This window comes from Collinsella aerofaciens ATCC 25986 (genome assembly GCF_010509075.1).
In the GTDB taxonomy this organism is placed as follows: domain Bacteria; phylum Actinomycetota; class Coriobacteriia; order Coriobacteriales; family Coriobacteriaceae; genus Collinsella; species Collinsella aerofaciens.
Window position 1 is genome coordinate 1,786,840 of sequence record NZ_CP048433.1, and the last position, 21,382, is coordinate 1,808,221.

The 21,382-nt window shown below is 60.5% G+C and carries 18 protein-coding genes and 1 tRNA gene; 9 read left to right on the forward strand and 10 right to left on the reverse strand.

Annotated features, from left to right (window positions below):
- Positions 1–38: 38 nt before the first annotated feature.
- The 5 genes from gltA to glmU form a co-directional block, all read right to left on the reverse strand.
- Positions 39–1,448, reverse strand: a complete 1,410-nt coding sequence (gene gltA / locus GXM19_RS08095; RefSeq protein WP_006235794.1) for an NADPH-dependent glutamate synthase — start codon at positions 1,446–1,448, stop codon at positions 39–41.
- The gene (locus GXM19_RS08100) at positions 1,439–2,278 is read right to left on the reverse strand and encodes a sulfide/dihydroorotate dehydrogenase-like FAD/NAD-binding protein (RefSeq protein ID WP_006235793.1); all 840 of its coding nucleotides are present in this window, start codon (positions 2,276–2,278) and stop codon (positions 1,439–1,441) included. Before GXM19_RS08100 ends, gltA begins: the two co-directional genes overlap by 10 nt.
- Positions 2,279–2,651: 373 nt before the next feature.
- Positions 2,652–3,281 carry an aminoacyl-tRNA hydrolase gene (pth, locus tag GXM19_RS08105; RefSeq protein ID WP_006235792.1) on the reverse strand — a complete coding sequence of 210 codons (630 nt, stop codon included), beginning with the start codon at positions 3,279–3,281 and terminating at the stop codon, positions 2,652–2,654.
- Between the two features lie 223 nt (positions 3,282–3,504).
- Positions 3,505–4,491, reverse strand: coding sequence for a ribose-phosphate diphosphokinase (locus tag GXM19_RS08110; protein ID WP_006235790.1), 987 nt, complete (start codon positions 4,489–4,491; stop codon positions 3,505–3,507).
- A gap of 193 nt (positions 4,492–4,684) precedes the next feature.
- Positions 4,685–6,097, reverse strand: a complete 1,413-nt coding sequence (gene glmU / locus GXM19_RS08115) for a bifunctional UDP-N-acetylglucosamine diphosphorylase/glucosamine-1-phosphate N-acetyltransferase GlmU (RefSeq protein ID WP_006235788.1) — start codon at positions 6,095–6,097, stop codon at positions 4,685–4,687.
- Between the two features lie 199 nt (positions 6,098–6,296).
- Between glmU and GXM19_RS08120 the strand changes: the two genes are divergently transcribed.
- The 3 genes from GXM19_RS08120 to GXM19_RS08130 are packed head-to-tail and all read left to right on the forward strand — an operon-like array spanning position 6,297 to position 9,545.
- Positions 6,297–7,184 carry an energy-coupling factor transporter transmembrane component T gene (locus tag GXM19_RS08120; RefSeq protein WP_225094074.1) on the forward strand — a complete coding sequence of 296 codons (888 nt, stop codon included), beginning with the start codon at positions 6,297–6,299 and terminating at the stop codon, positions 7,182–7,184.
- On the forward strand, positions 7,184–8,827 hold the full coding sequence (locus GXM19_RS08125; RefSeq protein ID WP_006235786.1) for an ABC transporter ATP-binding protein: 1,644 nt from the start codon (positions 7,184–7,186) through the stop codon (positions 8,825–8,827). The genes GXM19_RS08120 and GXM19_RS08125 overlap by 1 nt, the downstream gene beginning before the upstream one ends.
- Before the next feature lie 4 nt (positions 8,828–8,831).
- Positions 8,832–9,545, forward strand: coding sequence for a DUF6580 family putative transport protein (locus tag GXM19_RS08130; RefSeq protein ID WP_006235785.1), 714 nt, complete (start codon positions 8,832–8,834; stop codon positions 9,543–9,545).
- Between the two features lie 150 nt (positions 9,546–9,695).
- On the opposite strand, the gene GXM19_RS08135 is transcribed toward GXM19_RS08130, so the two are convergent.
- Positions 9,696–10,514 (reverse strand): exodeoxyribonuclease III, encoded by an 819-nt coding sequence (locus GXM19_RS08135; RefSeq protein WP_006235784.1) that lies wholly within the window; start codon positions 10,512–10,514, stop codon positions 9,696–9,698.
- A 135-nt stretch (positions 10,515–10,649) separates the two neighbouring features.
- On the opposite strand from GXM19_RS08135, the gene GXM19_RS08140 reads away from it, so the two are divergent.
- The 4 genes from GXM19_RS08140 (at position 10,650) to GXM19_RS08155 (ending at position 15,389) form a co-directional block, all read left to right on the forward strand.
- Positions 10,650–11,402: an NAD-dependent protein deacylase gene (locus GXM19_RS08140; protein ID WP_006235783.1), complete on the forward strand. Its 753-nt coding sequence runs from the start codon at positions 10,650–10,652 to the stop codon at positions 11,400–11,402.
- A 95-nt stretch (positions 11,403–11,497) separates the two neighbouring features.
- Positions 11,498–13,240: a dihydropteroate synthase gene (gene folP, locus GXM19_RS08145; RefSeq protein ID WP_115596153.1), complete on the forward strand. Its 1,743-nt coding sequence runs from the start codon at positions 11,498–11,500 to the stop codon at positions 13,238–13,240.
- Entirely contained in the window at positions 13,241–13,942 is a 702-nt protein-coding gene (locus tag GXM19_RS08150; RefSeq protein ID WP_006235776.1) for a hypothetical protein, read from the forward strand. It begins immediately after the preceding gene.
- 250 nt (positions 13,943–14,192) lie between these two features.
- A complete protein-coding gene (locus GXM19_RS08155) occupies positions 14,193–15,389 on the forward strand; it encodes an ATP-binding protein (protein ID WP_006235775.1) in 1,197 nt (398 codons plus the stop codon).
- Between the two features lie 86 nt (positions 15,390–15,475).
- Here the strand turns inward: GXM19_RS08155 and GXM19_RS08160 are convergent, their stop codons facing one another.
- Positions 15,476–16,249: a type III pantothenate kinase gene (locus GXM19_RS08160; protein ID WP_006235774.1), complete on the reverse strand. Its 774-nt coding sequence runs from the start codon at positions 16,247–16,249 to the stop codon at positions 15,476–15,478.
- A 197-nt stretch (positions 16,250–16,446) separates the two neighbouring features.
- Here GXM19_RS08160 and GXM19_RS08165 point away from each other — a divergent pair.
- Positions 16,447–16,523: transfer RNA gene (locus tag GXM19_RS08165), tRNA-Met, on the forward strand.
- A 579-nt stretch (positions 16,524–17,102) separates the two neighbouring features.
- Positions 17,103–17,960 carry a MurR/RpiR family transcriptional regulator gene (locus GXM19_RS08170; protein ID WP_006235773.1) on the forward strand — a complete coding sequence of 286 codons (858 nt, stop codon included), beginning with the start codon at positions 17,103–17,105 and terminating at the stop codon, positions 17,958–17,960.
- A 74-nt stretch (positions 17,961–18,034) separates the two neighbouring features.
- On the opposite strand, the gene GXM19_RS08175 is transcribed toward GXM19_RS08170, so the two are convergent.
- From GXM19_RS08175 to GXM19_RS08185, 3 genes are read right to left on the reverse strand one after another with little or no spacing between them, the layout of a single operon-like run.
- Complete coding sequence (locus tag GXM19_RS08175) at positions 18,035–19,363, reverse strand: 6-phospho-alpha-glucosidase (protein WP_040359682.1); 1,329 nt, start codon at positions 19,361–19,363, stop codon at positions 18,035–18,037.
- A 19-nt stretch (positions 19,364–19,382) separates the two neighbouring features.
- Positions 19,383–19,652 carry a hypothetical protein gene (locus tag GXM19_RS08180; protein WP_040359680.1) on the reverse strand — a complete coding sequence of 90 codons (270 nt, stop codon included), beginning with the start codon at positions 19,650–19,652 and terminating at the stop codon, positions 19,383–19,385.
- A gap of 38 nt (positions 19,653–19,690) precedes the next feature.
- The gene (locus GXM19_RS08185; RefSeq protein ID WP_006235769.1) at positions 19,691–21,253 is read right to left on the reverse strand and encodes a PTS transporter subunit EIIC; all 1,563 of its coding nucleotides are present in this window, start codon (positions 21,251–21,253) and stop codon (positions 19,691–19,693) included.
- Positions 21,254–21,382: the final 129 nt, after the last annotated feature.

The window sequence follows — 21,382 nt, forward strand, 5'->3', positions numbered from 1 at the left end:
CGGGGACTTTGCCGTTTGGTAGCTAGCGCTGCGGATGATTACTCGCCCAGTAGGCTCTTGGTGATGGAAGCGGCGGCCTTCTTGCCGGCGCCCATCGCCAGAATGACCGTAGCGGCACCGGTGACGATGTCGCCGCCGGCCCAGATACGGGGATCGGTGGTCTGGCCGGTCTCCTCGTCGGCAACAATGTAGCCCCACTTGTTGAGCTCCATCTTGCCGCCGATCTTCTTTGCGAAGGGGTTGGCGTTGGTGCCGATAGCCGAGATTGCGACGTCGCAGGGGATCTCCTCGATGGCGCCCTCGATGGGCACCGGGCGACGACGGCCGGACTCGTCAGGCTCGCCGAGCTCCATCTTCTGGACCTTGACGGCGCACACGGAGCCGTCCTCGCCAGCGACAAACTCGAGCGGGGAGACGAGCGGCAGAACCTCGACGCCCTCGGCCTTGGCATGGTGCAGCTCGGCGCGACGGCAGGGCATCTCGTCCTCGGTACGGCGGTAGGCGATGATGGCGTGCTCGGCGCCCAGACGCTTGGCGGTGCGGACGGCGTCCATAGCCACGTTGCCGCCACCAAAGACGACGACGTTCTTGCCGTGCTTGGTGGGGGTGTCGTACTCGGGGAACTTGTTGGCCTTCATCAGGTTCACGCGGGTGAGGTACTCGTTCGCGAAGAAGACGTTGGGCAGGTTCTCGCCGGGGACGTTGAGGAACTTGGGCAGGCCAGCGCCGGTCGCCACGTAGATGGCGTCGAAGCCCTGCTCGAACAGCTCCTCGGCCGTGGCCATGTTGCCCACGACGGAGTTGTACTCAAACTTGACGCCCATGTCCTCCAGGCCGTCAATCTCGCGCTTGACGACCGCCTTGGGCAGACGGAACTCGGGGATGCCGTAGACCAGCACGCCGCCGCCGGTGAAGAAGGCCTCAAAGACGGTAACGTCAAAGCCGTTGCGGGCGAGCTCGCCAGCGCAGGTGATGCCGGACGGGCCGGAGCCGACGACGGCGACCTTCTTGCCGTTCTTGGGAGCCATCTTGGGCGTGGAGGCGAGCTCGGGGCGGTCACCCAGGAAGCGCTCGAGCTGGCCGATGGCCACGGGCTCGGACTTCTTACCACGGATGCACTTGCCCTCGCACTGGTTCTCCTGCGGGCAGACGCGGCCGCAGATGGCGGGAAGCATGGAGTCCTCGCGGATGGTATCGAGGGCGCCGCCGAAGTCCTTCTCGCGGATCTGCTCGATAAAGCGGGGGATGTTGATGTTGACGGGGCAGCCCTCAACACAGAACGGCTTCTTGCAGTTGAGGCAGCGCTCGGCCTCGGCCAGCGCCATCTCCTCGGTGAAGCCCTTGTCGACGGGGCGGAAGTCGCAGGCGCGCTCGGCAGCCGGCTCCTCGTTATCGGGGGTGCGGGGCGACTTCATATCGGCAACGAAACGACCGTTAACTAGTGGCATGCGCAGCTCTTTTCCTCATAGGCCTTGAGGGACTCGCCCTCTTCGGAACGGTAAGCGGCCTGGCGGGCACGAAGGTCATCCCAGTCGACCAGGGTGGCATCGAAGTCGGGGCCGTCGACGCAAGCGAACTTGGTCACGCCGCCCACCTCGACGCGGCAGCAGCCGCACATGCCGGTGCCGTCAACCATGATGGGGTTGAGGGACGCGGTGATGGGGGTGTCGTACTTCTGGGCGGTGAGGGTCGAGAACTTCATCATCGGAACGGGGCCGACGCAGAAGACCTGGCTCACGGCCTTGTCCTGCAGCAGGCGCTCCAGCGGAGCGGTAACAACGCCCTGCTCGCCGTAGGAGCCGTCGTCGGTGGTGATGTGGATGTGGTCTTCGTCGAGGAGCTCGCGGAACTGGTCCTCCATGAGCAGGAGGTCCTTGGTGCGGGCGCCCATGATGGCGTGAACTTCGTGACCGGTCTCGACCAGGTGCTTGGCGACCGGGAAGGCAATTGCCAGGCCGACGCCGCCGCCAATGACGGCGCAGGGGCCCTCGGCCATCTCGGTGGGAACGCCCAGCGGGCCCACGACGTCGCGCAGCGACTCGCCGGCCTCGTAGGTGGACAGCATCTCGGTGGTCTTGCCGATCACCATGAAGATGAACTCGACCCAGCCCTCGTCACCGTTCCAGCCGGCCAGGGTAAACGGGACACGCTCGCCCGTCTCGTTGGCGCGGACCATGAGGAACTGTCCAGCGTGCGCATGCTTGGCGATTGCGGGCGCCTCGATGCGGAACTTGAACACCTTCTCCGAGAACTGCGTCTTCTCCAGGATCTTATACATAGAACCCCTCTCTTGTTAGGGCCGCCGAACCGTGCCTCCACGGAAATGGACGGTAGCCCGAATAAAACCGTACGCGCACAGGCGTTGTGCAGACATACGGTGCAAATTATACCCTCATGGACATGTCACTTACGTGTGTCTTCGGCGGTTGGGAGCAGGGTTTATCCACTTTGGCCTACCAAATAGGGGCAGGTTTATTTTGGTCAGTTTTATCGGGTAAAACGGCAAAGGGGGCCGGCCTCGGGTTGTGATGGGGCCGGCCCCCTTGGGGTGCTATGTGCGTATGGCGGCGCGCGGTTTATTGCGATGCCGCAACTGGGGCGTTTCCGCAGGTAAAACCTGCCAAAATAAACCTGTCCCTAAATGATAGGTTTTAGTGCTTGCCGTTGGCGGAGGCGGCGCCGTTGACATGGTCGCGGGCGTAGACCACGCCGTGCACGATCGCCAGGCCGGCGGCGTCGGCCGCGCGGGCGCAGGTGTCCTGGAAATCCTCGGCCTCGCGGGCGCGCAGCTGCTTAAGCACGTAGTCGGCGACGGCCATCTTACCGGGAGGGTTGCCGATGCCGGTGCGGATGCGGCTGAAGTCGCGGCTGCCCATCTTGTCGATGATGGAGCGCAGGCCGTTGTGACCGGCATGGCCTCCGCCCACCTTGACGCGCACGTCACCGGCGGGAATGTCGAGCTCGTCGTGGATCACGAGCAGTTCCTCGGCCTTGATCTTGTACTCGCGGCAGAGCTTGGAGATGGGGCCGCCCGAGGTATTCATGTACGACTGCGGCTTGACCAGCACAATCTGACGCTTGCCGCCCTCTTCCTCGGGGTCGTTGATGTTGATGAGCGCGACCTCGGCGCCGGCCTGGTTTTTCCAGTACGTGACGCCGGCCTGACGGGCCAGCTCGTCGATTGCCTTAAAACCGGCGTTGTGGCGGGTCTCGGCATATTCCTCGCCCGGGTTGCCAAGCCCGGCAACCATGCGAATCTTAAGCGGCTGTGCAGCTGCCATATGCTTCCTTTCGTTACACAAAAGTTTAATCAACGACAAAGGCTACCACGCCCGCCGAAGGCGAGGCTTTGCTTCAGCGAAATCCCACCAGACAAAAGCGCGGCCGCGGCAGAGCGAGCCGTCGGAACAGAAGAAACCCCCGCGCGACCTTTGCGAAGCAAGGGGGAGCGCGGGGGTTTCTTCTGTTCCGACGGCGATGCGCCGGGTTGCAAGGACGATGCGACTACAGCGCGAAGTCGCCGCCGACGAGCGTGGAGACGGGCTCCTCGTGGTAAACGGCGGAGATGGCCTGAGCGAACTCCTCGGCGACCGAGATGGTCTTGATCTTGCCGCCGACCTCGACGGGGATGGCGTCGGTGACGACGCACTCGACGATCGGGGCGTCGTTCAGGCGCTCGATGGCCGGACCGGAGAAGATGCCGTGGGTGGCGCAGACGTAGATGTCACCAGCGCCCATAGCCTTGAGCTCCTTGACGTTGGCGCACAGGGTGCCAGCGGTGTCGATCATGTCGTCGTTGATGACGCAGGTCTTGCCCTTGATGTCACCGATGATGCCCATGACCTCGGCGGCGTTGTGGCGCGGACGGCCCTTGTGGGCGATGGCCAGGTCGCAGCCGAGCATGTCGGACAGCTTCTTGGCGGCCTTGGCACGACCCACGTCGGGGGAGACGACAACCAGGTTGTCGGTGTCGAAGTGCATGTCGTTGTAGTACTGGCCAAACAGCGGCAGTGCGGACAGGTGGTTGACCGGGATATCAAAGAAGCCCTGGATCTGACCCTGGTGCAGGTCGAGGGTGATGATGCGGTCGACACCGGCGCGCTCGAGCAGGTTGGCGACGAGGCGGGCGGTGATGGGCTCGCGCGGGCCGGCCTTGCGGTCCTGGCGGGCATAGCCGTAGTGGGTGATAACGGCGGTGATGGAGCGGGCGGATGCGCGCTTGGCAGCGTCAGTGGCGATGAGCAGCTCCATGAGCATGTCGTTGACGTTGCCGCCGGCCACGGACTGAATCAGGAAGACGTCGGCGCCGCGGACGGTCTCGTCGTAGCGGGCGTAAATCTCACCGTTGGCGAACTGCTTTAGCGTAAGGCCCGAAAGCTCGACCCCAAGGTACTCAGCGATCTTCTGAGCGAGGGGACGGTTGGAGGAACCGGAATACACGCGGATGGACTTGCGCATATTCTCCGACTTCTCGGGATCATTAATCGGCATTACCCTTCTCCTTTATACATCGAATGCCATATAGATGCCTTTTTGCATTGTAACCGTGCGGCGGGGTTAATCGGGTCTTGATAACGTCTTTACCGTCAACGGACACGAACCGACCACTCATCCGGTCGCGCAGGTCACGATAGAAAAAGGAGCCGTCCCCGTGGGAACAGCCCCTTTTGTGCTTGGTAAAACGTTATGCCTCGTCGTCCTCGTGCAGACGGCGGCGATAATCGGCGGCCCAGCCCTCAATATTTACCTGACGGGCGCGGCCCAGACCGAGTGCGTCGGCCGGGACCGGCTCGGTGATGACGGAGCCGGCGGCCACGAGTGCACCGTCGCCAATCTGGGCGGGCGCGACCATCATGGTGTCGGAACCGATAAAGGCATCCTTGCCGATGACGGTCTTGTGCTTGTGGACGCCGTCGTAGTTGCAGGTGATGGAGCCCGCGCCCACGTTGACGCCGGAGCCCATGGTGGTGTCGCCGATGTAGGACAGGTGGGGCACCTTGGAGCCCTCGCCGATCGTGGACTTCTTGATTTCCACGTGCGTACCGGCCTTGGAGCCGTCGAGCATGTGGGTGCCCGGGCGCAGGTAGGCGCGCGGGCCGCAGTCGACGCCGTTCTCGATGACGGCCTCGATGGCGATGGTCTCATCGATGATGCAGCCGCTGCCGACGGTGGTGTCGGTGAGGCGGCTGTTGGGGCCGAGCTGGCACTCCTCGCCCACGGTGACGTGGCCGATCAGATGCGTCTGCGGCCACACGACGGTGTCGCGGCCGATGGTAGCGTCGGGACCGATCCAGGCCTGCGTGGGGTCGATGAAGGTAACGCCCTCGGCCATCCAGTGCTCGTTGATGCGGTCGCGCGCGATGGCGGTGAGCTGCGCGAGCTGGATGCGGCTGTTGACGCCCAGGCCGTCGCGGTAGTCGTCACAGTGGAAGATGGAGACCGCCTGGCCGTGACCCTTGAGAATCTCGAGCATGTCGGGCAGATAGTACTCGGACTGCGCGTTGTCGTTGCCGATCTCGTTAATGTGGGCGGCGAGCTGCGCGCCGTCAAAGGCGTAGCAGCCGGCGTTGCACTCCAGCAGCGTGGCGGCCTGCTCGGGCGTGCAGTCTTTCTGCTCGATGATGCGCTCGATCTGGCCGTCGGCGCCCAGCTTGATGCGGCCGTAGCCGAAGGGGTCGGGCGGGGTCATGGTCATGACGGTGCAGGCGAGCTCGCCGGTGGCGACGGTTTGCGCGAACTTGGCAACGGTGTCGGCGGTGATGAGGGGCAAGTCGCCGTTGAGCACGACGACGGGGCCTTGCGTGATGCCGCAGGCCTCGAGCGCGACTTTCACGGCGTGGCCGGTGCCCAGGCGCTCGGTCTGCTCAACGCACTCGACCTTGGTGGCGCTGTTGGCGTAGGTGCCGTCGATAAGGGCGCGCATCTCGTCGGCGTGGCTGCCGATGACGACCACGACGCGGCTGCAGCCGGCCTTGATGGTGGCGTCGACGATCCACTGGACCATGGGCTTGCCCAGGATCTTGTGCGAAACCTTGCAGTGGTTCGACTTCATGCGGGTGCCCTCGCCGGCAGCGAGGATAATTGCGGTTGCGTCCATGTGATCTCCTGTTACGTTATAGAGACGTGTGTTTGGAAACGATACACGGCGCAATATGATACCGCAGGCATATGTTGAGCGCGTAGCGATTGGCTCATGGCGGCCGATGTCGGTGCCGCCGGCGTGGCGTTTGCGCTGCTTGCGTGCGGCGTTGGCGGTGCTGCGGAGCTGTCGTTTGAGCGAGGGGACGGGGGTGCCCGTGGACAACATACAAGAGGAGTTTGGCGGCGAGCCCGTCGCGGCATTCTCGATGTCGCATCCGGCTGTGCCGGCCCTCTACATGGTGCTGACGCTGGGGCTCACCATGTTCTCGATGCAGCCGGTGCTGATTGCGCTGTCACTTGCGGGCGGGCTGGCGTATGGATTTGCGACGCGCGGGGCTGCCCGCACGCTGGGCGCACTCCGCTGGCAGCTGCCGGTGATTTTGATTATCGCGCTGGTCAATCCGCTGTTTAGCGCCTCGGGCTCGACGGAGCTGTTCCGTATTGGCATGCGCGCGGTGTATCTGGAAAGCATGGTATACGGCCTGTGCATGGGCGGGCTGTTTGTGGCGAGCGTGCTGTGGTTTGAGGCCGCGGCGTCGATGCTCGAATACGACAAGGTGCTCGCGCTGCTGGGCAATGCCGCACCGGTGATTGCGCTCATGATCTCGATGTGCATGAGGCTTATCCCGCAGTTTTTACGCCGCGGTCGTACGGTGCTGGCGGTGCAGGATGCGATTGATGTGCCGGGCCGCGCGCCCACCGATCCCGTGCGATCGCGCCTGCGGGCGTCGAGCGTGTTGATGGGCTGGGGCATGGAAGATTCGCTGGAGCGCGCGGACGCCATGCGTTCCCGTGGGTGGGGCGCCGCGACGCGTCGAACGACGTATGCGCGGTATCGGCTGGGGCGCGGCGATGTTGCCGCGCTGGTTGGACTTGCGCTGTTTGGCATGGCCACGACGGCAGTGGCGTGGACTGCGACGATGCAGTATTCGTTTTACCCGCAACTATCGGTGCCGGCGCCGTGGCTGGGCTATGTCGTGTACGCTGCCTGGATGATGCTGCCTTGCGCGTCGCACGCGATTGATGAGAAGAGGTTTGGCTGATGGCTCGGTTGGATAGGAGCTCGGCGGCGGGTGTGGCATATGGCTCGGCCGCGCCGGCGATTGAGGTGCGAGGCCTTAGTTTTGCCTATCCCGGGGCCGAGGCACCGGTGCTCGAGGGGCTTGATTGGCGTGTTTCCCAAGGTGCGTTTGCACTGCTTGTTGGCGGTACCGGTTCGGGCAAGTCGACGCTGCTGTCGCTGCTCAAGCCCGAGATCGCGCCGGCGGGTACGCGCTCCGGCGAGCTGCGCGTGCTGGGCGAGCCCGTCGCCGACATGGATGTGCGGGCATCGGCGGAGCGCGTGGGCTATGTGTTCCAGGATCCCGAGAACCAGATCGTGTGCGAAACCGTGTGGCACGAGATGGCGTTTGGCCTGGAAAACTTGGGGCTAGCACGTGATGAGATGCGCCGTCGCGTAGCTGAGACCAGCTATTTCTTTGGGCTGGAAGATTGGCTTCACCGCGATACTGACACGCTTTCGGGTGGTCGCAAACAGTTGCTGTCGTTGGCGGCCGTTCTGGCGTTGCGCCCGCGCGTGCTGCTGCTCGACGAGCCCACGTCTCAGCTTGATCCGGTTGCGGAGAAGAATTTCCTGCACGCGCTGTTTCGTGTGAATCGCGAGCTGGGCTGCACGGTTGTTGTGGCGACGCATCAGCCGCGGCCGATGCTCGAGTATGCGACGTGTACGTACCGGATTGAGGGCGGTCGCGTGCGCGAGGTGGCGGATATGTCTTCTTTGGGACGCCGAGAATCGCTGTTTTCCGATGACATGTTGGGGTGGGGTGCCATCCGATGTGCAAAAAACGGAGTATTCAGCAGGCGTGAGGACAATTTGGGTTCTCTGGAGCCGCCCGGGGACGTATCGAGCGCGAAAAAAAGTTCGGAATTGGACAAATCGTCCGAATTTGTGGCGCAAACGTCGCTCGAGAACGGCTCGGAAGCCTTCTCGCGCACGGATGGAAGCAGAATACTCCAAAAAATGCACGGCGGGTCGGCTACCACCCTGTCGGAAGGCTGGTTTCGCTACGATCGAGCGTCCGGCTGGGTGTTGCGTGGGCTCGATGCGTCGTTTTCGGCCGGTGCGGTGCATGCGGTTGTTGGCGGTAACGGCTGCGGCAAGTCGACGATGCTCTCGGTGCTGGCGAAGACCGCCAAGCTGCAGCGCGGCCGCATGGTGCGCGGAGCGGCCTCGGCGGCGCTGCTGCCTCAGAATCCCAAAGCATTGCTGGTTGCCGAGACGGTTCGCGATGAGCTGATGGAATGGGCCTCGACCTGCGGATATGACGAGAACTTGGCGCGGGAGCGTGCGGCGAGCTTGGGGTTGTCGGGTCTGGATGGACGCCATCCGTACGATCTTTCGGGCGGGCAGCGTCAACTGCTTGCATTGGCAAAACTGCTGCTAATCGGCCCCGAACTGCTATTGCTCGATGAGCCCACCAAGGGTCTAGACCTGTTCAGCCGCCGCATCATCGCCCGCGCCCTGCGTGACCATGCGAAGGCTGGCGGCACCGTCATCATGGCTACGCACGATTTGGACTTTGCCGAGCAGGTAGCCGACGACGTCGTCATGATGTTTGACGGCGAGATTGCCTGCATGGAGCCGCCGGCCGACTTCTTTGCCGATAACGTGTTTTATAGGGCGTGATGGGATGACGGATTATCGCGTCGCGCGCTTGCTTGCAAAACTGGAGGTCCCGCTGTTGTTGGCGGTGCCGGCGGTGATGGCTGCCGCGTTGCTGTCGGGTGTTGAGCAGGCAGCATTGGCCATGCTGGTTGTGGTGGCGCTGGTGCTCGCGCTGTTCTTTGCGGGTTACGAGGCATCTCGTCCGGGTTTGCGCCAGATTATGCCCACGCTGGTTCTGGCAGCATTGGCCGCGGCGGGGCGCATCTTGTTTGGCCCCATTCCCGACTTTAAACCCGTGAGTGCCATCGCCATTATCGCGGGGGCGACGCTTGGTCGCCGCAATGGTTTTATGGTCGGTGCGTTGGCGGCGCTGACCAGCAATTTCTTTTTTGGGCAGGGCATGTGGACGCCGTGGCAGATGTATGCCTGGGGGCTCGTGGGATACGTTGGCGGTGCGCTGGCGCATGCCGGCGCTTTTGATCGCGCCGATGGCACCGTGCGTATGCCGGCGCTGCTGACCTACGGCTTTGCTTCGGGTTTGCTGTACGGCGTTGTGATCAACGCCTACGACATTATCGGTTTTGTTCAACCGCTCACGTGGGCGGGTGCCATGGCACGTCTTGCCACGGCAGTGCCGTTCGATATCACACACGGCCTCGCGACCTGCGTGTTCTTGGCTGCCTTGTACAAGCCTTGGTGCCGTCGCATTAACCGTGTCGTCGTGAAATACGGGCTGTAAGGCATTTCGCGTTCCCTCACGAACTTGCGGTGGAATGGTTCTCGTTTTTGGCTATTTGCTGCCCAAACAGGAACTATTCCACCGCACCTTATAGGGGGAGAGGGGTCACATGATCTGTTTTCCTCTGTCCCCTAGAGGAATTACTTGGGGCTAGAGCTCTAGCGTGAGGGTGACGGGGCAGTGGTCGCTGCCAAAGATGTCGCCGCGGATGCCGGTGTCGCGAACGTTGGCGGCGATCGAATCGCTTACCAGAAAGTAATCGATGCGCCAGCCGGCGTTGTTCTTGCGGGCATTAAAGCGATAGCTCCACCAGCTGTAGACGCCCTCGACGTCGGGGTTTGCCGCGCGCCAGGTATCGGTAAAGCCGGCGTTGAGCAGCTCGGTAAACTTGCCGCGTTCCTCGTCCGAAAAGCCTGCGTTGCCGCGGTTGGACTTGGGGTTCTTAAGGTCGATCTCCTCATGCGCCACGTTAAAGTCGCCGCAGGTTACGACGGGTTTGCCGGTCTCGCGCTCGAGCGCGTTCAAAAAGCCGCGGTAGGCATCGTCCCAGGCCATACGCACGTCGATGCGCGCGAGCTCATTTTGTGCGTTGGGCGTGTAGACATCCACAAACCAGAATTTGTCGAACTCGAGCGCGCAGACGCGGCCCTCGGTTGCGGCTTGGGCGACGAGCACGGCCGCCTCGCCTCCGCCGGCGTAGGGCAGCAGCGCATCGGCGCGCAGTACGCGCAGCGGCTCCTGGCGGCTAAAGACCGCGGTGCCCGAATAGCCTTTACGCTCGGCGTAGCTCCAGGTTTGGTGATAGCCGGGCAGGTCAATATCGACCTGGCCCTCCTGCAGCTTGGTCTCTTGCAGTGCCAGGATATCGACGTCGAGTTCTTGCGCGATCTGGATAAAGCTCGGGTCCTTTTTGAGCACGGCGCGCAGGCCGTTGACGTTCCACGAGGCGAAAGTGTAAGTCTGAGGCATGGTGTCCTTTCGACGGGGTTGGCAGGCTTAAGATTAGCGCAACAGGGGCGGGGTGGGATCCGCGCATACTGACTTAAAGGCCGCATGCTGGGACGTCGCTCAACGCTGCCCGACTAACAAGGACGGAGGACTCATATGACGCAGGCAATATCGGACCCCAGGCAGGCCTCCGCCGCGCTGGCGGATCTGTTTGACACCCACAAGCGCGTGGTCTTCTTTGGCGGCGCTGGTGTTTCCACGGCAAGTGGCATCCCCGATTTCCGCAGCGTGGACGGCCTGTATCACCAGCAGTTTGCCTATCCGCCCGAGACCATGCTGTCGCATAGCTTTTACGAGGCGCATCCGGCCGAGTTCTTCGACTTCTACCGCACCAAGATGATCGCGCTTGGCGCCAAGCCCAATCGCTGCCACACCAAGCTGGCCGAGCTGGAGCGCGCCGGCAAGCTCGACGCCGTGGTGACGCAAAATATCGACGGTCTGCACCAGGCGGCCGGCTCGCAGCGCGTGTTCGAGCTGCACGGATCGGTCCATCGCAACATTTGCCAGTCGTGCGGCGCGGTCTATAGCGCCGAGTGGATTTGCTCGCGCGAGCACGAGGACGCCGCGAGCGTGCCTGTGTGTCCTGCGTGCGGCGGGCGCATCAAGCCCGATGTGGTGCTCTACGAGGAGCCGCTCGATGAGCATGTGCTGACCGGTGCCGTTGCCGCCATCGCCGCGGCTGATGCCCTCATTGTGGGTGGGACCTCGCTCGTGGTGTATCCGGCGGCGGGCCTTACGCGTTACTTTACCGGCGATACGCTGGCCATATGCAACCTTGCTCCCACCGATCAGGATGCAAATGCCGACCTGCTGATTTCTTGCGACATCGCGGCCGCGTTTGCGTTCTAGCCCGCGCGCGCGGATACAATAGAAAGACTGAGTGCAAAGCGACCCCGCCGCCAGCTCCCCAGGCTCGGCGGCGTGGGCATTTTAGGAGGATGTTCATGGCGAACGACAGCAAGACATGGCGGTGCGGAAAGTACGAGCTCAGCTTTGACCGTCCGCGCATCATGGGCGTCCTCAACGTGACGCCCGATTCGTTTAGCGATGGCGGGGAGCACTTCGACCCCGATGCCGCCATCGAGTACGGCCTGGCGATGCTCGACGCCGGCGCCGACATCATCGACGTGGGCGGCGAGTCCACGCGCCCCGGCTTTACCCCGGTCAACCCCGACGAGGAGGCTCGCCGCGTGCTGCCCGTGGTGCGCGCGCTGGCCAAGGAGGGCGCCATCGTCTCGATCGACACGCGTCATGTGGCGGTTGCCAAGGCGGCCGTGCGCTGCGGCGCCTCGATCGTCAACGACGTGACCGGCTTCACCGATCCCAAGATGGTCGAGTTCGTTAAGACGAGCACTTGCGGCGTCATCGTGATGCATGCCGGCGAGGTCGCCGCGCCCGTCCGCACGCACGCAACGGTGCAGCTCGATACCTCGGCAGCGGCGTTTGTTGCCGAGAAGGCGCGCGAGGCGGCTGCCGAGGCCGCGCGTGAGGCCGAGAAGCCGGCTCGCCGCCGTCGCGGCAAGTTGCTGGGCGAGCCTAAGCCGGAGGCCAAGCTTCCGGGCGGCGTGGTGCAGCCCTCGTTGCCGTTTGGCGAACCGGAGCCCACGTCCGAGCCTGCAAGCGAGCAGGAGACGCCGGCCGCCGAGCAGGCTGCTGCCGCCGAGACCGTCGCGCCCGCGCCCGAGGCCGCGCCCGCAGCCACCGAGGCCGCATCGGAGTCCAATGACCGCCTGGCCGCCATGATGCGCCGCAGTGCCCGCCGTGAGGAGGCCTATGTGCCCACCTCGCAGCTCCGCCGCTTTACCCTGCCCGATTCGGCGCCCATCATGCGCCGCGTCATGGGCTTTCTGTCCGACCAGGCCCGCACGCTCATCCATGCCGGCGTGTCGCGCGACCGCATCTGCATCGATCCTGGCCCGGGCTTTGGTAAGTCGGCTAACGAGGACATCGTCATCCAGCGCGAGACTGCCAAGATGGCGTCACTGGGCTATCCGCTCGTGTGCGCCGTGTCGCGCAAGCGCTTTGTGGGCGCCGTCTCGGGCGTGACCGAGGCCGCCGAGCGCGATGCCGCTACGTTTGGCGTGTGCCTGGGCGCCATCCAGGCCGGTGCCAACATCGTGCGCGTGCACGACGCCGCGGGTTTTGCGCAGTTCCTGAACGGCTACTGGGCGGTTGCCAAGCCGCAGCCGCGCCGCGCGTTTGTGGCCGTGGGCTCCAACCTGGGGCATCGCTGCGACAACATCCGCGCCGCACGCGAGATGATCGCCGAGATTCCACTCACCTGCGTGTCCAACTCCTCCAAGATTTACGAGAGCGAGCCGGCCTACGAGACGCGCCAGGACGCGTTTGCCAACGCCGTCATCGAGATCAAGACCGAGCTGGCGCCGCTGGTGCTGCTCGATGAGCTCATGAAGATCGAGGCCGAGCTGGGGCGCGACCGCTCCAAAAAGGCCAAGGCCAACGGTCCGCGCACCATCGACCTGGACCTGCTGTGGATGGACGGCGAGACCCACGGCGGCAAAAAGCTGCGCCTGCCGCATCCTCTCATTGGCGAGCGCGACTTTGTGCTGGTGCCGCTCGAGGACCTGATGCACGACCCGGCGCGGTTCTTCCGCTACAACGGTGTCGAGGTCAAGGAGCCCGAGGACCGCGTGGGTCATATCGTGGGCGAATTGGGGCGTATGTAGATGATCGAGATGAATGCTGTTGCCGCCGGCACCGAGCTCGACGCGGCACGTGACGCGGGCCGCGAGGGCGTGTCCGCGGGCTGGTGCGCATGGAGCGCGGGCAACGCTTCGCTGGCGTTTTCGCTGGTCGTGCGTCCGGATGTGAATATGCACGCCTTCCATGGCCTGCCGTTTGTGGCCGCGATGGGTATGATGGACGCGCTCGTGGGCACGGCTTCGACGCCGGGGTTGGGCCTTGCCGGTAAGGTGGGTATCCAGTGGCCGAGCGATATCGTGTGCGGAACGCCTGCGTTTGAGACGTCGCTCGCGCGTGTTGCCGTGAACGGCGGTGCCGGTGCTGCGGGCATGTTCGGTGCCGTGACGGTGGATATTGAGCGTTCGGCGTTGAGCGAGCTTGGTGTGGACGTGGCTGACGAAGCGCTGGTCGAGGCGCTGGCCGCCGCCGTGCTGGCCCGCGTGGACGCCTGGGCGGTTGTTGCCAACACGCCGCAAGGCGCCGCAGGGCCGCTGGCTCCCGTGCTGGGCGAGTACTTCGACATGGTGCCGCTGCTGGGCCGCCAAGTTGCGGCGGTGTCGCCCAACGGCCTGCCGCTTGCGGTCGGTGTGTTTGCAGGCCTGGACATCTGGGGTCGCGCGACCATCAAGACCGATGCCGGCGAGCAGGAGTTTCCGCCCGAGGCCGTACGGATTCGCGGACTGTAACGCGAGGCGCCCGCGCTCAAAGATAGCGATGACAACAAGACCCTCCTCGGCTGTGCCGGGGAGGGTCTTTACGCGACTACAGGGTGGCATCGCGGTTCTATTCCTCAAAATTGAAAATATTTCGATTTTGAGGAATAGAATTAAGCCAGCTCGGCCTTTAACGAGGTATATTCGTTGCAGAGTCTATTCCTCAAAACTGAATAATTTTCGTTTTTGAGGAATAGCGATAGAAGACCGCAGGGAGGCACCAATGAAACTCATCAATAGAACGTCATATATGGACACGTTGACGAGCCTTATTGGCGTACCGGACATCAAGGTCATAACGGGCATTCGCCGTAGCGGTAAGTCAAAATTGCTCGAGGCCCTCCGCGATTACGTGGAGGCAAATCTGTCCAATTCGAATGTCATCCATATCAATTACAACCTCGACGAGTTCGAGGGCCTGCTCGAATATCATGCCCTGCTCGCCTATGTGAAAGAGCATCGAGTGTCCGACAAGCAAAACTTCCTGCTTATCGACGAGGTTCAGATGTGCGACGGCTTTGAACGCGCGATCAACAGCCTCCATGCATCCGAGCAGTACGATATTTTCATTACCGGATCGAACGCCTTTTTGCTGTCAAGCGACCTGTCGACGCTCTTTACGGGGCGCACGTTCGAGATCGAGGTTTTCCCATTCTCGTTTGAAGAGTATCGCTCCTATGGCGACGAGGGCGAGGTTGACCGCGACTTCGATGAGTACGCGAGAACCGGCGGTATGTCTGGCTCTTACCCTTATCCACTGCAGGAGCAGCGCTATCAATATCTCTCCAACGTCTTTAAGACGCTCATTGTGAGAGATATCGTGCAGCGGCATAACGTGAGAAACGAATCGGCGCTGCTGCGCATTACCGATTACATGATGGACAACGTCTCCAACATAACGTCGGCGCGCAACATTACGGATGTTTTGAACGCGGATGGGCTAAAGATAACGAACAAGACGGTCGGTGCGTACATGGGGTACCTGTGCGATGCGTTTGCCTTCTATAAAGTTCGTCGATATGACATTCGCGGCAAGAAATACCTTAAGAGCGGCGAGAAGTATTACCTGGCAGACCACGCGTTCAAATACGCACTGCTCGGTACACGCGATATGGACTGGGGTCGCGTGTACGAGAACATGGTGGCAATCGAGCTGCTGCGCCGCGGATATGAGGTATACGTCGGTGTGCTCTATAAAAAGGAAATAGACTTTGTAGCAATCAAGCGAAGCGAGAAGCTCTACATTCAGGTGAGCGACGACATCAGCTCGGATAAGACGTTTGAACGCGAGATTTCGCCACTGCTGAGCATTGGCGATGCGTATCCCAAGATGATTCTTGCCCGCACGCATCACGAGGCCACGGATCGCGATGGGGTGCAGATCGTGGACCTGGCGAGGTGGTTGTGCGGCGAGGCTTAGCAAAAAAATCCTATTCCTCAAAACTGAAAAATTTTCGATTTTGAGGAATAGGATTGGCGGCTGGTTGCTGCGACCTGGCGTTTACTCTATCCCAGCTCCTGCATGCGGCGGTAGATTTCGCAGATGCCCTTGATGGTGAGTTGCCCGTCGACCACGTCGAAGGCATCGGTCGAATCGGCGACAATGCCGGCGAGACCGCCCGTGGCGATAACGGTGGCATCCTCGCGGCCCAGCTCGCGCTTCATGCGCGTGACCAGGCCCTCGGCCATGGCGGCGGCGCCCATCACGGCGCCGACCTTGATGCACTCTTCGGTGTCGCGACCGATGGCGTGTTCGGGCGCCTCGAGCGGCACGCTGGCGAGCTTGGCGGCACGGGCGGCAAGCGCGTCCATGGAGATGCGGATGCCCGGCGCAATCGCCCCGCCAATGTAATAACCGTCCTCATCGATGACGTCGATATTGGTCGCGGTGCCAAAGTCCACCACGATTGCCGGCGCGCCGTAGAAAGTCTCGGCCGCAACGGCGTTGGCGACGCGGTCGGCACCTACGGCTTGGGGGCGCGCCGCGCGCAGCTTGGTCACGGCAGCCGTCTGCGGCCCGATGACGATGGCATCCGCCGCGATGCGGTCGGCCACGGCGTGCCACTCGCGCGAGAGCTGCGGCACCACGCCCGCAAAGGCGATCGCGTCGACCGCGTCGAGCGAAAGGCCGTACATCTTAAAGAAACCCATCAGGCGCACATGGATCTCGTCGGCGGTATAAGAGCGGTCGGTGGGCATGCGCCACGACTGCACCAGCTCGTCTCCGTCAAACAGGCCCATGGCCGTCTGCGTATTTCCCATATCGATAGCGAGCAGCATGTCTACTCCCGGTGTTGGCATAAAAGGACGCGCACCATTGTATACGTGCCGTCGACGGCGCTCGGCTGCGATTCGTTTACGGTGATAGGGGCTGAGGGGTTTTAAATATGAAGGAATTATGCTCTACGAGATTTTCCTTGCCGTTTACCGAACTCCCGTGTAATATTCTTTCTTGCGCACATGAGGCGCCCAGACATTGCGGGGTGGAGCAGTCTGGTAGCTCGCCGGGCTCATAACCCGGAGGTCGTAGGTTCAAATCCTGCCCCCGCGACCAAGACTTTTAGCAGCTCGGAAGCAAAATTGCTTCCGAGCTTTTTCTTTATCGGTTTACTTTGCGGGTGAATCCTGAGTCAATTTATTATGTGAAGCAAATAAACCATTGATAATCGCGGGCCGGTCGGCTTGACTTATCGACCGATAAACTCCAATTGGGAGGAGTTCCGGCGGTCCTTAGCTAATAATAGTGCCGGGGATGGACCGCGCCATCCCCGGACCCTGCGCTCCAAAGGGACAAGTCCCCTTGGAGCCCCGTTTACTGCTCTCAACACGGAAACAGGGGAGAGGGGGATACAGGTCGTAGGATGCCGACGGGCGAGCGCTATGCTGTCTCAAGTCCGCATGTAGCTTGTTCGGAGGCCGTCTCTGCGTCTCAAGGCGGGCAGTGAATTCTGGCAATCGAACTTCTTCGTATCTGTTCGCTGAGACTTGAGCGATGTGCTCCGCACAAATAATGTTGCCGAAGCATGCGGAATATCAGAAGAGAGATTGCAGGGCGTAAGTCAGCGTATGAAGAGCTGCCCGTCGTTTTGATAATGACATAATTAAGTGACAAACTAAAGCGATCGGAGCGACCATGATTCTTGACAGCCTGCGTAACAGCGCGTCTTTTAATGAAACCGACCGAGCCATTGCTACCTATCTGCTCAATCATACCGGCGACCTTAAGACCCTCACTATGGCAAAGCTCGCACAGGAGACTTACACTTCGAACGCGACTATCATCCGCTTTTGTAAGAAATTGGGCCTAAGCGGCTATCGAGAGTTGATCATGCAGCTCATCCAGGAGATAAGCGGAGACTATCTTCTGGCTGCCACTGTCGATCACAATCGTCCTTTTGGCAGTACCGATTCAATTGAGGCCATCGAGGGCAACCTTGCAAATCTCTTGAAGGGCGTCATAGATCAAACGAAAATTGAGCTCGATAGCGCCAAATTGAGCATAATCGCCAAGGCAGTTCTTAGCGCCCCGCGAATTTACATCTTTGCTAAAGGGGAAAGCTATCTGGCGGGATGTATCTTTCGCAACAATCTTCTCAAGCTCGATCGTCATGTCACCATGGCAGACGACGGGGGCCTGCAGACACTGCACGTTAAGAACGGTAGGCCCGGAGACCTGTTTTTATTCCTAAGCTACAGCGGCATTCACTATGATTATTCCAAATACGCCGCCGCTCTTTCCGAGCGCGGAATCAAGCCGTGTTTAATCACGGCGTTTTCTGATTCGGCGCTCGCCAGGCAATGCGATACTGTCCTGCTCATTCCAAAATCAGAGCGCGTGATTGGAAAGGTTGCCAATTACTCTTCCATGATCTCGCTCACGTATACGCTTCAGGTTATTTATTCGCTTATATTCAATCAGGATTATCAAGAGAACTATCGTGTAAAACACGAGGCCGATTCGTTCATCTTTACGAGTTTTGCGGAGATTTAGTCATACAAAAGGTGACCCCAAAGCATTTTTGCCTTGAGGCCACCTTTTGTGCTTTTGCTATTTGGATGGTTTCTCTACTTCAGTTCAGGCCAATAGCCCTTGTTCGCCTCAATCATGTCGTCCAAGACTTCCTTAGCCACGCGCGCTGAGGGGATCGTGCGATTGAGGGTGAAGGCCTCGAGTGCCTTCTGGTAGGAGCCTTCGATAACGGCTTCGACCACAAGGCCTTCGCAGGCATCCTGCTGTTCGATAAGGCCCTTGTAGAAGCGGGGGATCTTCCCGACGCGGACCGGTTCGGCTCCTCGATCGGTGATGTACGCCGGAATCTCGACGGTCGCGTCGTCCGAGAGATTCTCGATTGCGCCATTATTGGGCACAATTACCAGCTGGCGATGTCGCAGGTCATGCGCTAGAGACTTGACGACATCGACAATGAATCTGCCGTGGACGCCTACATAGAATTGCGTGAGATCGACCTTTTCACCGCGCTTAAGCGCCGCAGAAGCATCAAAGATCCGCTTTTCGCGGCCGTTTACGACCTGCATGCCACGCGTGTTATTGATGTCCATGTATTCCACGCAGGCATCGGGCAACAGGTAGTACTGGTAATAGGTGTTGGGGAGGTAATCCTGGAATAGCGTGGAAATCGTCGCCGCATTCTTGAAGGTATGGGCCCAATCGGGGTCCTTTACCAAGGCGTCATTGAGGCTTGCCTCGGAAATGTAGCCGAATTTACGCACATGCTCTTTGAGCTTGTCTGTAACGTCGACGCCCTTGCAACGCACGTTGGTAAACCACCCAAAGTGGTTGAGGCCGAAGTAGTCGACTTCAATGTCGCTGAGTTCGCAGCCCAAAATCTCCGCCATGCGGGCTTCAATCTCTACTGGCATATCGCAGATGTCGAGAATGCGAGCGTTTGGACGTAGCTTGTGCATCGCCTTGGCTACGATGGCAGCGGGGTTGGAGTAGTTGACGATCCAGTAGTCCTTGCAGGCGTACTCCTCGCAGAAATCGACAAGCTCGCACATGGGGAAGATGGTCCTCATGCCATAGGCCATGCCACCTGCTCCGCAGGTCTCCTGGCCGACTACGCCATGGCGCAGGCTGATCTGCTCATCTTGGATACGCATCTTGAGCCCGCCCACGCGCATCTGCGCCATAACAAAGTTCGCATCTGTAAATGCTTCTTTGGGGTCGACAGTTACATGCAGGGGAATCTCGGGAGCAAGGTCATCGATAACTGCCTTAACCACCACAGCGACCGTGTCCTGGCGTTCCTTGTCGATGTCATAGAGCCAAAGCTCACGAATCCCCAGTTCGTCCTTTTGATCAATCAGGTCTTTGACGATACCGGCGGTATAGGTGCTGCCGCCGCCGCAGATTACAATCTTGTATCCGTTCATGTTGTTCATGCCTTTCAAATCAAATCGAGCCGCAGACAATCCTGGTCGCTATCTGTATGAAGTAAGTAACGATGTTGATAACGGCCGCCATGCCCGCAACGCTGCCCGCATCCGCGTGCTTTCCTGAATGCCGGGTCCAAACCGCAGCGAGTAGACCAAGGAGTGGCCAGATAAAACCGCATACGAATGCAGCCATCAGAGCGAGAAGACCCCTTGTCGACTTTTCTTTGTACATGTTGAGCAAGCGTTCGAACATGCCTCGGATTGAATGTAACGTTTTGGTCAACATGAGGTCTCCTTGCTTGTCGTCTGTCGATCAGGCGACTGTTAATCTTCCAGATTAAGGATGGGACGAAGCAGGTCGTAGACGGAGTGCACGTTGGTTCCCACGATAATTTGGACATTAGTGCCGTTCTTAAATAAGCCCTTGTCAATAGCCTTCTTGATGATCTCTTCGTTGACCTTGTTGGGATCCTTGACCTCGACACGGAGGCGAGTCATACAGCAGCCCATGGTGTTGATATTGTCCTTACCGCCAAGGCCGTCGATGATGTTTTGCACCATCTCCTGCTGTTTTGCGTCGACTTCCGGCGTTCCGGAAGACTCGAGAGCGTTGGCATCGCCAGAGACCTCGGCAGACCACTCTGCAGAACGACCGGGCGTCATGAGGTTGAGTTTCTTGATCACCATCGCCAGCACGACGAACGAAACGGCGGCAAACACGATGCCCAAGACGATGTAAATCGGGAACTTGGTGACGCCCATTGGCAAAGGCAGGCTGAGCGTGAGCAGCTCGATGCCACCGTACATGTTAAGCAAGCGGACTCCCAGGACAAACAGGAGCATCTCGCCCAGTCCGTAGAACAGGCTGTAGGCAACCCAGAGAATCGGAGACGCGAACAGGATCATGAAGTCGAGCGGCTCAGTGATGCCGGAGAGCATGGCGGTGATGTAAATTGGCACCAGCATGGCTGCGACGGCTTTTCGATTCTCCGGACGGGAAGTTGCAATCATTGCGAGCACGGTGCCAAGGGTTACGAATTCCTTGCCAAAGCCGAACATGGCAAAGCGGACAGAGGGGTCGACTGTGGTGAGGGATCCGTCGGCGATATGGGGAAGCTCGGCATAGAAGATGTTTGCTGCGCCGGAAACGCTCTGGCCGGCGACGACCGCCGTGCCGCCAATCGCGGAGTAGTCAAACGGCATCCACATAAAGTGGTGCATGCCGAGAGGTACGAGGACGCGGTTCAGGAAGCCGTAAATGAAAACGCCCAGACCGCCCGAGGCTGCGATGAATGAAGACGCGTTGCTGATGGCGTTGGCGATAGGGGGCCACACGACAGTCGCTCCGATGCCAAAGACAATGCTCAGCGGGATCATCGCCAGAAGTGCCAGGCGGGGTCCGCCGTAAATCCGGATATAGTCCGATACCTTTACATCGATCAGTTTGTTATAGAGCCAACCGCAGAAACATCCGATGAGTACGCCGCCGAAGACGTTGACATCGGTAACTTGAAGACCCAGTACCGTTGCCTGGCCAGTGCCATACAGACCCATCGCGCCGGCTTTTGCCAGCTGATCGGTGAGCGTCAGGTAGGCGTTGTTGACATACAGGAACATGAGGTAACTAATAAGTCCAAACACTGCCGCGTTGGATTTTTGCTTCTTTGCGAAGCCTGCCGTTAGGCCGACTGCGAAAATCACCGGCAGGTTGCCGATCACCGCGGAGTTGGTTGCCGCGGAGAGCAGCGTGCCCAGATCCGCGACAACTCCGCTGCCGAGCGAGCATACCGTGGCGATGGCCAAAATGATGCCCGTTACCGAAAGGTACAAAATAGGGTCGACGATAACGCGGCCAAAGTTCTGGAAGGCCGTTTTGACTTTATCCATCTCTTCCCCTCTCCTAACTAATCTCGGGGGTTTGCCCCTTAGGCAGAGGAGGCACCCGCATGCTTGCCGGCGTTGGATGTTGATGTCCGCCTCTGTTTACTGGATTCATGATAGTTGGGATGTCTGCAG